This is a genomic window from Arthrobacter sp. Y-9 (assembly GCF_029690065.1).
In the GTDB taxonomy this organism is placed as follows: domain Bacteria; phylum Actinomycetota; class Actinomycetes; order Actinomycetales; family Micrococcaceae; genus Arthrobacter_E.
The window spans coordinates 873,151-885,042 of the sequence record NZ_CP121463.1; the positions used below are offsets into that span (position 1 = coordinate 873,151).

Sequence of the window (11,892 nt, forward strand, 5' to 3'; positions counted from 1 at the left end):
CGTCCGCCTGGGCCGAGGGTCACGTTTTCCTACGCGTTGCCGCGTGGATCCTTGGCCTGCGCTTCAGCGGCGCGCCGGGGGACCATGCGACGGCGCCAGGAGCCTGACCTGCAATCACCTCCACGTATCGCCAGGAGTATTCTGTGACCTCTGTACCCGCGCAGGAATCCGTCAGCAACCTTCCGCTGGCTGAAGTCGACCCGGAAATCGCCGCCGTCCTCGAGCGTGAGCTGAATCGCCAGCGCACCTACCTCGAGATGATCGCCTCTGAGAACTTCGTCCCCGTGTCCGTGCTCCAGTCCCAGGGCTCGGTGCTGACCAACAAGTACGCGGAGGGTTACCCCGGACGCCGCTACTACGGCGGCTGTGAGGAAGTCGACGTCGCCGAGTCGCTGGCCATCGAGCGCGCCAAGGCCCTCTTCGGCGCCGAGTTCGCCAACGTCCAGCCGCACTCCGGCGCCACCGCCAACGCGGCCGTCCTGCACGCGATCGCCCGCCCCGGCGACACCCTCCTCGGCCTGTCCCTGGATCACGGCGGTCACCTGACCCACGGCATGAAGATCAACTTCTCCGGCCGCCTGTTCAACATCGTGGCCTACGGCGTGGACCCCGAGACCTCCCTCGTGGACATGGAGGAGGTCCGCCGCCTCGCCCTGGAGCACAAGCCGAAGGTGATCATCGCCGGGTGGTCCGCCTACCCGCGTCAGCTCGACTTCGCCGCTTTCCGTGAGATCGCGGACGAGGTCGGCGCCTACCTCTGGGTGGACATGGCCCACTTCGCCGGCCTCGTCGCGGCCGGCGTGCACCCTAACCCGGTCCCGCACGCCCACGTGGTGTCCTCCACCGTGCACAAGACCATCGGCGGCCCGCGTTCCGGCTTCATCCTGACGAACGACGCCGATCTCGCCAAGAAGATCAACTCCGCCGTCTTCCCGGGCCAGCAGGGCGGCCCGCTCATGCACGTGATCGCTGCGAAGGCCACCGCCTTCAAGATCGCCGGCACCCCGGAGTTCAAGGACCGTCAGGAGCGCACCCTGCGCGGCGCCGCGATCCTCGCCGACCGCCTCAACCAGCAGGACGTCAAGGACGCCGGCATCGCCGTCCGCTCCGGCGGCACCGATGTGCACCTGGTCCTGGTGGACCTCCGTGACGCCGCGATCGACGGCAAGCAGGCCGAGGACCTCCTCCACGAGGCCCACATCACGGTCAACCGCAACGCCGTCCCGAACGACCCGCGCCCGCCGATGGTCACCTCCGGCCTGCGTATCGGCACCTCCGCCCTGGCCACCCGTGGCTTCGGCGACGCCGAGTTCACCGAGGTCGCGGATGTGATCGCGCTTGCGCTGCTCCCCGGCGCCGACATCGACGCCCTGCGTGCCCGCGTGGACGTCCTCGCCTCGGCCTTCCCGCTGTACCCCGGCCTCTCTCAGTGACGGAACAGTCCATGACCGCGAAGATTCTGGACGGCCGGAAGGCCTCCGCTGAGATCAAGCAGGAGCTCACGGAACGCGTGGCCGCTCTCAAGGAGCGCGGCGTCGTCCCGGGCATCGCCACCGTGCTGGTGGGCGCCGATCCGGCGTCCCAGCTGTACGTGTCGATGAAGCACAAGCAGTCCAAGGCGATCGGGATGAATTCGATCCAGAAGGAGCTGCCGGCCGATGCCACCCAGGAGCAGGTCGAGGCCCTCATCGATGAACTCAATGCGGACCCCACCTGCCACGGGTACATCGTTCAGCTCCCGCTGCCGAAGCACCTGGACACGGACGCGATCCTGGAACGGATCGATCCGGCCAAGGACGCGGACGGCCTGCACCCCACGAACCTGGGGCGCCTGGTCCTGAACGTGAACAACCCCATCGACACCCCGCTTCCGTGCACCCCGCGCGGCGTGATCGAACTGCTGCTGCGGAACGATTACGACCTCAAGGGCAAGCACGTGGTGGTGGTCGGGCGCGGTGTCACGATCGGCCGGTCCATCGGGCTGCTGCTCACCCGTCGCGAGATCAACGCCACGGTGACCCTGACCCACACGGGCACCACGAACATGTCGGAACTGCTGCGCCAGGCCGATGTGATCGTGGGCGCCGCGGGCGTGCGGCACATCGTCAAGGCGTCCGACGTCAAGCCGGGCGCGGCCCTGCTGGATGTCGGCGTGACCCGCGAGACGGACCCGGAGACCGGCAAGAGCCGCGTCTACGGTGACATCGAGCCCGCCGCCGCCGAGGTGGCCGGGTGGATCTCCCCGAACCCGGGTGGCGTGGGTCCCATGACGGTGGCCCTGCTCATGACCAATGTGGTGGAGGCGGCGGAGCGCGCGGCAGCGCACGCCTGAGTCCCCGACCACGCACGACGGCGCCGGATCCCTTCGCGGGCTCCGGCGCCGTCGTGTTTCCCGACTCCGTCCTGGTCCGGCGTGCGGCTCATCGCCCCTTCGGCGCGGGGTCGCGTTCGCGGGGACCCGCGGAACCGGCCGTGAACAGCAGTGCGTCGCCCAGGGCGGTCCTCTGGTGTTCGACGGCGGCGCCCCGTCGTGTGCTGCTCACCAGCCCGGCGTCGCGCAGGGCGGCGAGGTGGTGGACCGCCGTCGACGGCGCTATTCCGCACAGGCGTGCTACATCGCTGGTGTTCCGCAGGCCGTCGAGGACGCTGAGGACCGTGGCCCGTCCCGTGCCCAGCAGACGGGCGAGCGCCCGGCCGTCGGACGGGGTGCCGGACCGATGCCACTCCGGTGAGAGGCCGAGGACCGGATAGAACACGGTGGGCTGCACGGGAGCCTCCGTGAGGACCGAACACCACGGGCTCGACAGCACCGAGGGCGCCAGCAGCAGCCCCTGCCCGCGGCAGTCCACCTCCTCCTGCCAGGCGTTCATCCGCACGCGGACCTCGCCAGGCCGCCAGGACACGCGGTCGTGGAGGCCTCCGACCATCGTTCCCGCTCCGTGTCCGGCCATGACGCCGGTCCGGTGGGAGATGTCGGCGAGCAGGAGCCGGCGGATCTGCGGCCACTGCGGCTCCAGCAGCGCGTCCCACACCGCGGACCAGGCCTCCGCGATGCGTCCCAGTGCGAGAGTGGGGCGCTCGGCCATCCGTTCCACCGCGGCGTGCCGGGGCCCTTCCGCGAGACGCAGGACCTTGCGCAGCTGATGCGCTGCGACCTCCGGGGGAGTGGACCGGAGCGTGGCGAGTTCCTCGGCCGGGGTGAGGTCGGGACCCGGCGGGCCGGTGAGGAAGTCCGGGAAGTACCCCTGCGGCGCGATGAGGAGCGCCAGGAGCCCGAACGCCTCCTGCGGCACGGACTGCCGCGCTTCCCGGAGCCAGCCCCAATGCAGCGGCCGGGACTGAGCCGTCTGCACCAGACGGACCGCCGCGGCGAGTTCGTGCCCCGGCGAGATGCCGAATCTCAGGGATGCGACATCCTCCAGCCCGAGCCGGAATGTCACGATGTTTCGATCCATATCGAAAGGTTAGCTGCGGCATCCGGAGTGCGCGAGAGTGAAGGCACACCGCCGGACGGCGGTGCCTGAGGAGGACGAGATTGACGCGGAGAGCATGGTGCTGCTGGAGCCCGGCAGCCTCACCTTGCCGGGCGGGACGGCGGAACGGTTCGAAGGCGGGGACTTCGGGGTGGGTCTCTCCTACTTCCTCGTCCGGACCCCTCCGGGGAAGGGCCCCGCCGTGCACCGGCACCCCTACGTGGAGGCCTGGCTGATGCTGGAAGGCGAAGCGACCTTCCACCTCGACGACGGCGACCGCCCTGTGGGCGCCGGATCCACGGTGATCGTCCCGGCAGGGCGCTGGCACGGTTTCACGAATCACGGCCAGGTCCCGCTGCTGATGGTCTGCCTGCATGACTCACCGCGGATCATCCAGGAGTTCCGGGACCAGGACGGGTAATCCGTCCCGGCCGACCCGGCCGCGACGGAGCAGCACGACACGACGACCAACGACGACGAAGGACACGACATGTCATTTCAGGCATATCTCGACGCGATCGAGGACAAGACCGGCAAGACCCCGCGGCAGCTGGTCGAGGAGGCCGAGGCCAAGGGCTTCGGCGAGGCGGGGGTGAAAGCGGGCGTGGTTCTCGAGTGGCTCAAGGACGAGTACGGCCTGGGGCGCGGGCATGGCATGGCGCTGGTTCACGTCCTGAAGAACGGACCCACCATCAGCGACAAACACGTGGGCAGTGGCGGCACCCATGCCGACGCGTCGACGGAACTGTGGCTCGACGGCAAGGCGAGCAAACCACAGCCGTGACGGCCGGAGCAGCGCTTTTCCACATACTCCACCTGGGGGACGCGGCCGGCTGCCGCGACGTTTAGGCTCGGGATCATGAACAGTGCCCGCCGACGCCGGATCGTCCAGTTCGGCATTCCGTGCGCCGTGGCGGTGGTCCAGGTTCTGGGCACGGTCGCCATGGCTCACTGGCGCGGCTTCGATCTGCCTCCGGTGACGATACTGTTCCTGCTCGCCGGTCCTGCCGCGCTGCTGTTCATGCGCCGCCGGCCGGCCCTGGTGCTCGCTGTCCAGGTGCTGCTCGCGGGCTGTTATGTGCTTCTTTCCCTGCCCTGGGGACCGGTCTTCGTGGCCTTCGCCGTGGCCTTGTTCAATGCCTCGCTGCGAGGCCGGCGCTGGCAGTCGTGGGCCGTGGTGGGCCTCGTGGGGCTGCTGGCCGTGCTGCAGGAATTCGGATGGCTCCCTTTGCGCGAGGCGTTCTGGTCGCCGCCCTGGGCGGCCGGTTCGCGCTGGGCGGCCACGCCGGCCCTGGCGGCGGCGACCGCATGGCTGGCGGTCCTCGTCCTCCTGGGGGAGGCGGGCCGGCGTCGTCGGTCGAGGCTGGCGGAACTGAGAGAGCAGCGGGCGGCGCGGGAGCAGGCCGAACGGGACGAATACCTTCTGGCTCTGGCTCGCGACATTCATGACGTGGTCGGTCACTCGTTGTCGCTGATCAACGTGCAGGCGTCCGTTGCGCTCCATCTGGGGGAGAAGGACCCGGCGCGGCTGACCGAAGCGCTGCGGAACATCAAGGACGCGAGCAAGGACTCCCTGGCCGAGGTGCGGGACCTGCTGGATGTCCTGCGGGAGCAGCACCCGGCGGGTCATGAGTTCTCCCCGCCCGTGAGGGCCGGCGAGGATGCCTCCCGGAGCGCGCCTCGCACACCGCCCGTGCGTCACCGGTCCCTCGCCGAGGTGGAGGCCCTGGTGGAGGAGGCGCGCGCCGTCGGCGTGAGGGTGGAGATCGAACCACCCGACGGTCTGGAGGCCTGGCAGGCCGGACCTTCGTCTCTGAACCCTGCGACGGCGGATGCCCTGTTCCGGGCGGTCCAGGAAGGACTGAGCAACATCCGGCGGCACGCCGGTGCCCAGGAAGCCGTCCTGGAGTGCGGATCCCGCGAGGACGGGGTGTGGTTCCGGCTCAGCAGCCCGATGGACGGGACGACCAGTGCGATATCCGAGGGTCATGGGCTCCGCGGCATGAGGGAGCGTGTGGCCGCGTGCGGCGGATGGATGTCCGTCCTCGCGGAGGGCGGCCGCTTCCTTCTCGAGGTCGGTGTGCCCCGACCGGTGGATAGCCCGTCGAGCGGCGCGGACGACGACAGCACGGGAACTCCGGGGGCGGAAGGAGCACTATGACGACCAGCGAATCAGAAACCGACCGTCCCATCCGGGTGGCGCTCGCGGACGACCAGGGTCTCATCCGGGCCGGGTTCCGGGCCTTGATCGACGCGGAGGGCGGCCTGGCGATCGTGGGAGAGGCGTCCACCGGGCGTGAGGCAGTGGCTCTCGCACGGCGGGCCCGGCCGGACGTGATGCTGATGGATATCCGCATGCCGGATGGCGACGGGCTGGAGGCCACCCGGGACATCGCCCGCCAGGGTCCGTTGCCGCGCATCATCATCCTCACCACCTTCGGGCTGGACGAGTACATCGTGGACGCGATCAGGGCCGGCGCCGCAGGGTTCCTCGTCAAGGACACCGAACCGGCGGAGCTGCTGCGGGCCATCCGTGCGGTCCACGACGGCGACGCGCTCCTCTCGGCGCCGGTCACCCGTCGGGTCCTGGACTACCTCAAGGGCCAGGGCGGTTCGGCGGCGCCCCGGAGCCTGGCCGAGATCACCGAACGCGAGCGGGAAGTGCTGGCGCTGGTCGGTGAAGGGCTCAACAATGCTGAGATCGCCGAGCGCCTCTACATCACGCCCCTCACGGCCAAGACCCACGTCTCCCGGATCATGGGCAAGCTGGGGTGCCGGGACCGGGCGCAGCTGGTGGTCGCCGCCTACGAGTCCGGGCTGGTCAGGCCGGGATGGACGCCGTGACCTGGAGGTGTCTTCGCTGATGCTGTGACGCTGAGATGCAGGACCGCTTCGCCCCGGGAGGCCGGCGTCGAGGTGCCCATTCGACGCCGCATTTCCGTCACGCGCCGACGCTGCGGTGGTGGCACTGCGACCCCGGTGACCTGGGTGGTCCCGTCCCGTGGCTCGGTGGCCTGCTGATCCCGTGTCGGCGCGGTCCTCGGGAGTGGTGGCTACTTACCCTCTCGGGGACCGGGCCGCGGCGACGCTGCATTGGTGGCTCTGTGCTTCTGTGGCCCTGTGGCCCTGTGGCCCTCCGAGGCAGTGTCGCTCCGTCACTGCCAGCCCCAGGAGTGCTCCGGACCCGTACTCCCGCGGGAGTACACGCGCTCGCGAAGTGTTTCCCCACGGCAGACGCCTCAACACAACGATCCGCGAAGGATGGAATCAGGCCGGAACACCGGCCCGTCACGGCCGTCGAGTACGGCCCCACGAAAGGTTCCATCATGGTCACCACAGCACTTCTGGCAGCCCCGGCCATCGCCGCTCATGGCATGTGGGCCGGGGGATTCTTTCCCTGGTTCCTCATCTTCCCGTTGTTCTGGTTCATCCTGCTCTTCGTCGGGCTGTTCTTCTTCGCCCGTCGCCGGCGTCACTGGGCCGGGCAGGCCGGCCGGATGGGCGCGGAGTCGGTCCTGCGGGAACGCTATGCCCGCGGAGAGATCGACGAGACCGAGTACCGCCAGCGCCTGGAAGTCCTCCGAGCGAACTCCTGATCCGGTCGGGTGTCGGGAGCCACTTCCCCTCGAGTCCGCTGGCAAAGGGGTGAATCCGCTACATCTGAGAGCGGATTCACCCCCTCACCAGCGGACTCAGCCGACTCGAGGCCAGCCCGAGAGCCCTCAAGCCGGCCCGGCCCCATCCTCCGCTGAACTCGCTACGAATCGACTGACCTCGCTACCCGGAGTAGCGAGGTCAACCAGTTCCTAGCGAGTTCGGTCGGCCGAACGGGCCACGGATAGCGAGGTCAGCCTCCGGTGCAACCATAGACTCCGAAGTCAGGGCTCACGCAGCCATGGAAATCGCCCTCGGAAATCTCTGCGGTCCGAGCGGGTCCCGGACCGAGGCGTCGACTGCGTGAGAACGGCCCGACCCTCCCTCCCAACGGCATTCTCACCCTGGCGGAGACTCACACTTCGCTGAACTCGCTACGAATCGACTGAAATCGCTACCCGGAGTAGCGAGGTCAACCCGTTCATAGCGAGTTCAGGACGGTGGCGAGTGCGAGACAGCAAGGCCAGCCCCTTCCTAGCGGGTTCGCCGCTGTGCCCCCGCCCCCTTCGGCGGACAGCGAGCACCCCGCACCACGCCCCTCCCACCCCGTCCGTTCGCCCGGCGGGAACATGGACGGGCGGGGTCCGGGATTGAGAGAGAATGGAAGCATGCGATCTCTTGGACCCGAAGACACCCAGTCCGGCGCCGGCACGCGCTTCAGCGCCGCCAAGGCGAGCACCTTCAGGATCGGCGGCCTGGGCATGTCCGTCCTGGTCCTCGCCTTCCTGGTGGCCGTGATCTTCGCCGCGAACCAGAACAGCGTGGTGGGCTGGTTCGTCGCCGTCATCTCGCTGGGATGGCTGCTCCTCGCGGCGTTCGTCGTGTTCAGCATCCAGCGTGCGACCAAGCGCGCCGCGGCCAAGCTGAATGAAGCGAGCAACGCCTTCAACGCGGCGGCCGGCCGGGCGCCGACGTCGTCCTCCGAGGGGACCCGCCTGGTGGCGCAGGACGGCGAGTCCACGCGCATGCGGGACATGAAGCTGGACCACTCGTTCAAGATCGTCCAGGTGCAGGCCCGGGTGATCGAGGAGGAGCTTGCCAAGGGCTCCGCAGGGGACCAGGACATGGTCGCCCGCGCCCTCGAGACCATCACCATCACCGCCACCAACGCACGTGACATGATCAAGTCCGGCGGGGCCACCGAGGCACCGGTGACCGGCACCGTCATCGACTAGAGTTACGAGGGTGAACGTGGCTGAGAAGGACTATCTGCGCATTGCGACCGTCAACGTCAACGGCATCCGGGCCGCCTACCGCAAGGGCATGGCCGAATGGCTCGCCGGCCGGGACGTGGACATCCTCACGCTTCAGGAGGTTCGCGCCCCTGACGATGTGGTCTTCGACCTGATCGGTGAGGGCTGGCACATCCTGCACGCCGAGGCGGAAGCCAAGGGCCGTGCCGGCGTCGCGCTGGTCTCCCGGGAGAAGCCCCTCGCCACGCGCGTGGGCATCGGTGATGACTACTTCGCCACCACGGGCCGCTGGGTGGAAGCCGACTTCGGGCTCCCCAACGGCGAGAAGCTCACGGTCGTGAGTGCCTACGTGCACTCGGGTGAAGTGGACACCCCCAAGCAGGTGGACAAGTACCGCTTCCTCGACACGATGATCACCCGCCTGCCGGCACTGGCCGCCGAGAGCGACCACGTCCTGATCACGGGTGACCTCAACGTCGGCCACACCGAGCTGGACATCAAGAACTGGCGCGGAAACACCAAGCGCGCGGGCTTCCTGCCGGAGGAGCGCGCTTACTTCGACCGGTTCTTCGGTGAGGAGATCGGGTTCAAGGACGTGGCACGTGAGCTGGCCGGACCGGTGGACGGTCCGTACACCTGGTGGTCCCAGCGGGGCCAGGCGTTCGACAACGACACGGGTTGGCGTATCGACTACCACATGGCCACCCCCGCCCTCGCCGCCCGTGCGCGGCAGGCCGTGGTGGACCGCGCAGCCAGCTACGACACCCGTTTCTCCGACCACGCACCCCTGGTGGTCGACTACAGCCTCTGAGAGGCAGCGCGCCGGGGTGACCCGCGCGTTCCCAAGGACACCATGAGCCACAACACCATCACCGAAGAAGAATTCCTCACCCTGCACGCCGACCGCAGGCCCCGCGTCCTCTCCGGGATGCAGCCGTCCGCGGATTCGCTGCACCTGGGCAACTACCTGGGGGCCCTGGTCAACTGGGTCAAGGCCCAGGAGGATTACGACTCCTTCTACTTCATCCCGGACATGCACGCGATCACCGTGCCCCAGGACCCGGCCGAGCTGGCCGAGCGCACCCGGCGGACGGCCGCTCAGTACATCGCCGGCGGCATCGACGTCGAAAAGTCCACGCTGTTCGTCCAGTCCCACGTGCCCGAGCACGCACAGCTGGCCTGGGTCATGATGTGCATCACCGGTTTCGGTGAGGCCTCCCGGATGACCCAGTTCAAGGACAAGTCGGCCAAGGGCGGTCTGGACTCGGCGGGCGTGGGCCTGTTCACCTACCCCATGCTCATGGCCGCGGACATCCTGCTCTACCTGCCGGACGCCGTGCCGGTGGGTGACGACCAGAAGCAGCACGTGGAGCTGGCCCGTGACCTGGCCCAGCGCTTCAACCACCGCTTCGGCGAGACGTTCCGCCTGCCCAAGGCCCTGATCCGCAAGGACGGCGCCCGGATCTACGATCTGCAGGCGCCCACGTCCAAGATGTCCAAGTCCGCGTCGAGCCCGAACGGCCTCATCAACATCCTCGATGAGCCGAAGGTGATCGCCAAGCGCATCAAGTCCGCCGTGACGGATGCGGGCACGGAGATCTCCTTCGACCGCCAGGAGAAGCCGGGCGTCAGCAACCTGCTCGAGATCCTCTCCACCGTGAGTGACACCCCCGTGGAGACGCTGGTCGGGGAGTTCGAGGGCAAGATGTACGGCCACCTCAAGGTCGCCGTCGCGGACGCCGTCGTCGAGCGTCTGGAGCCGATCCGGGCCCGCACGCTGGAACTGCTGGAGGATCCGGCCGAACTCGACCGTCTGCTGGCCCGGGGCGCGGAGAAGGCCCGAGCCGTCGCCGCGCCGGTGCTCGCGGACGTCTACGAGAAGGTGGGTTTCCTGGCTCCTGCAGGACAGGCAGACTGAACCCATGTGCCAGGAGCCGAACGCCGGGGGCGCCGTCACTCAGCAGGGTCCCGACCCTGCTGAGGAGGCGCAGCCCTGCGTCGGCGTGATCATCGGCTTCCCGGAGGACATCGCGTCCGAACTCCAGGTCTGGCGTGCCTCCTTCGGCGATCCCATGGCCTCCCACGTCCCCGCGCACATCACGCTGGTGACGACCACCCCGGCCGCCGACTGGCCCAGCGCACTGGAGCACGTCCGCTCGGTCGCCACGGACACGGATCCGTTCACCATCACCCTGAACGGCACCGGATCCTTCCGGCCCGTGTCACCCGTGGTGTACCTGAACGTGGTCGACGGATTCGAAGACTGCGTGCAGCTGCACGAGGCCCTTCAGGCCGGGCCGCTGGACCGCGAACCAGCCTTCCCCTATCACCCGCACGTCACCGTGGCCCATGATGTAGGGGAGAGCAGTCTGACCGACGCCGAGGAGGCCCTGGCCTCCTACGCGGCCACCATCACGGTGGACCGCATCGGTGTGTACGAGCACGTGGCCAACGGATTCTGGAAACTACGGGAGGAAGTTCCTCTTGGCGGGACACCGAAACAGCGCTGAGGCGCCCGAGAACAGCACAGAACCCTTGCCGGAGGACCCGGCGGGGGAGGAGGTCTCGCCTCTCGACAGGGCGGGCCTCCGCCGTGAGGAACGACGACGCCGGGACGCCCTCTGGCGCGGATTCGGTCAGGGTCAGCGGACTCCCGCCTTCCTCGTGGCCTTCTTCGCCTGGCTGGCGGCCCTGAGTGCCACCTGGCTTCCCCTGAGGGTCTGGGGCAACTTCCAGGCCCGCAACGGCTCGCTCGTGGCGGGCGGGGTGGCTTTCCGGATGTTCTTCTCGATCGGCGCGCTGACGGTGGCCGGTTTCGGCATCGGTGGCCTGGTGCTCAACGGACACCCGGAATTCCGTGACAGCATCCTGACCGCCGCGTCCAAAGCACTGCCCGGCGTGCTCAAACGCGGTGACGGCCCGGGCCTCATCGACCCCGACAAGTTCCTCGATCCCGGCGGCCTGAGCTGGACCGTGGTCCTGTCCCTGATCGTCGCCCTGTTCAGCTCGCTGGGCTGGATCGGCGGCACCCGCGAGGGCATGCGGCAGGTGGCCGTGCAGTCGCCTCTCAAGGAGAACTTCGTCGTCGCGCGGCTCCTGGACCTGGCCACCCTCCTGCTGATGGCGCTGGCTCTGCTGCTCAGCGTCGGCATCACCCTGCTCTCCAGCGACCTGCTGGCCCACCTCCTGGCCGGCACACCCTTCGAACGGGTCGTGCGGTTCCCGTTCCTGGCGATCGCCGCGGGCCTGATCCTGAACGGCTGCACCGGGGCGCTGCTGATGCGCGTGGGAGCCCGGCTGAAGTTCCCGCGCCGCCCGTTCCTCGAGGGCGTCGTGATCTGTGCCGTCATCCTGACGATCATGCAGGCCTTGAGCAGCGAACTGCTCGGCATGGCCACCAAGAACCCGGTCATGGCGTCGTTCGGGATCGTCGTGGGTGTCCTGGTGTGGCTGAACCTGCTCAGCATGGTGCTGCTGCTGTGCACGTCGTGGACCACCGTGCGTGCGGCCGACGTCGAAGCGGCATCCCCCACAGGGTCTGACGAGGCCTGAGCGGCCGTCGGCGGGCTTCG

General features: G+C 68.8%; 13 protein-coding genes. 12 read left to right on the plus strand and 1 reads right to left on the minus strand.

All coding sequences use genetic code 11. From position 1 onward, the window contains the following. Nucleotides 1-143 precede the first annotated feature (143 nt). Nucleotides 144-1,433: a serine hydroxymethyltransferase gene (gene glyA, locus P9849_RS03845; RefSeq protein ID WP_066214432.1), complete on the plus strand. Its 1,290-nt coding sequence runs from the start codon at nt 144-146 to the stop codon at nt 1,431-1,433. 11 nt (nt 1,434-1,444) lie between these two features. Beyond that, nucleotides 1,445-2,332: a bifunctional methylenetetrahydrofolate dehydrogenase/methenyltetrahydrofolate cyclohydrolase gene (locus tag P9849_RS03850; RefSeq protein ID WP_278268381.1), complete on the plus strand. Its 888-nt coding sequence runs from the start codon at nt 1,445-1,447 to the stop codon at nt 2,330-2,332. Nucleotides 2,333-2,420: 88 nt separating this feature from the next. On the opposite strand, the gene P9849_RS03855 is transcribed toward P9849_RS03850, so the two are convergent. After that, on the minus strand, nt 2,421-3,455 hold the full coding sequence (locus tag P9849_RS03855; RefSeq protein ID WP_278268382.1) for a DUF5937 family protein: 1,035 nt from the start codon (nt 3,453-3,455) through the stop codon (nt 2,421-2,423). 61 nt (nt 3,456-3,516) lie between these two features. Between P9849_RS03855 and P9849_RS03860 the strand changes: the two genes are divergently transcribed. The 10 genes from P9849_RS03860 to P9849_RS03905 all read left to right on the plus strand — a co-directional run bounded on the left by P9849_RS03860 (nt 3,517) and on the right by P9849_RS03905 (nt 11,872). Then, nucleotides 3,517-3,894: a cupin domain-containing protein gene (locus tag P9849_RS03860; RefSeq protein ID WP_278268383.1), complete on the plus strand. Its 378-nt coding sequence runs from the start codon at nt 3,517-3,519 to the stop codon at nt 3,892-3,894. A gap of 69 nt (nt 3,895-3,963) precedes the next feature. Beyond that, nucleotides 3,964-4,257, plus strand: a complete 294-nt coding sequence (locus tag P9849_RS03865; protein WP_278268384.1) for a DUF4287 domain-containing protein — start codon at nt 3,964-3,966, stop codon at nt 4,255-4,257. A 75-nt stretch (nt 4,258-4,332) separates the two neighbouring features. Next, on the plus strand, nt 4,333-5,634 hold the full coding sequence (locus tag P9849_RS03870) for a histidine kinase (protein WP_278268385.1): 1,302 nt from the start codon (nt 4,333-4,335) through the stop codon (nt 5,632-5,634). Continuing rightward, a complete protein-coding gene (locus P9849_RS03875) occupies nt 5,631-6,317 on the plus strand; it encodes a response regulator transcription factor (protein WP_278268386.1) in 687 nt (228 codons plus the stop codon). Before P9849_RS03870 ends, P9849_RS03875 begins: the two co-directional genes overlap by 4 nt. 482 nt (nt 6,318-6,799) lie before the next feature. Beyond that, nucleotides 6,800-7,069 (plus strand): SHOCT domain-containing protein, encoded by a 270-nt coding sequence (locus tag P9849_RS03880; RefSeq protein ID WP_278268387.1) that lies wholly within the window; start codon nt 6,800-6,802, stop codon nt 7,067-7,069. 666 nt (nt 7,070-7,735) lie between these two features. Next, complete coding sequence (locus tag P9849_RS03885) at nt 7,736-8,302, plus strand: hypothetical protein (RefSeq protein WP_278268388.1); 567 nt, start codon at nt 7,736-7,738, stop codon at nt 8,300-8,302. Nucleotides 8,303-8,312: 10 nt separating this feature from the next. Further along, entirely contained in the window at nt 8,313-9,131 is an 819-nt protein-coding gene (locus P9849_RS03890; protein ID WP_066214451.1) for an exodeoxyribonuclease III, read from the plus strand. A gap of 42 nt (nt 9,132-9,173) precedes the next feature. Beyond that, entirely contained in the window at nt 9,174-10,238 is a 1,065-nt protein-coding gene (gene trpS / locus P9849_RS03895) for a tryptophan--tRNA ligase (RefSeq protein ID WP_278268389.1), read from the plus strand. 4 nt (nt 10,239-10,242) lie between these two features. Next, on the plus strand, nt 10,243-10,830 hold the full coding sequence (locus P9849_RS03900) for a 2'-5' RNA ligase family protein (RefSeq protein ID WP_278268390.1): 588 nt from the start codon (nt 10,243-10,245) through the stop codon (nt 10,828-10,830). Continuing rightward, the gene (locus tag P9849_RS03905) at nt 10,805-11,872 is read left to right on the plus strand and encodes a YhjD/YihY/BrkB family envelope integrity protein (protein ID WP_278268391.1); all 1,068 of its coding nucleotides are present in this window, start codon (nt 10,805-10,807) and stop codon (nt 11,870-11,872) included. The genes P9849_RS03900 and P9849_RS03905 overlap by 26 nt, the downstream gene beginning before the upstream one ends. Nucleotides 11,873-11,892: the final 20 nt, after the last annotated feature.

Bases quoted from the DNA above. Each gene is read 5' to 3' on its own strand.
- P9849_RS03900 (WP_278268390.1), top strand. From the start codon at position 10,243: ATGTGCCAGGAGCCGAACGCCGGGGGCGCCGTCACTCAGCAGGGTCCC.
- P9849_RS03865 (WP_278268384.1), top strand. From the start codon at position 3,964: ATGTCATTTCAGGCATATCTCGACGCGATCGAGGACAAGACCGGCAAG.
- P9849_RS03880 (WP_278268387.1), top strand. From the start codon at position 6,800: ATGGTCACCACAGCACTTCTGGCAGCCCCGGCCATCGCCGCTCATGGC.
- P9849_RS03885 (WP_278268388.1), top strand. From the start codon at position 7,736: ATGCGATCTCTTGGACCCGAAGACACCCAGTCCGGCGCCGGCACGCGC.
- P9849_RS03875 (WP_278268386.1), top strand. From the start codon at position 5,631: ATGACGACCAGCGAATCAGAAACCGACCGTCCCATCCGGGTGGCGCTC.
- P9849_RS03855 (WP_278268382.1), bottom strand. From the start codon at position 3,455: ATGGATCGAAACATCGTGACATTCCGGCTCGGGCTGGAGGATGTCGCA.
- P9849_RS03850 (WP_278268381.1), top strand. From the start codon at position 1,445: ATGACCGCGAAGATTCTGGACGGCCGGAAGGCCTCCGCTGAGATCAAG.
- trpS (WP_278268389.1), top strand. From the start codon at position 9,174: ATGAGCCACAACACCATCACCGAAGAAGAATTCCTCACCCTGCACGCC.
- P9849_RS03870 (WP_278268385.1), top strand. From the start codon at position 4,333: ATGAACAGTGCCCGCCGACGCCGGATCGTCCAGTTCGGCATTCCGTGC.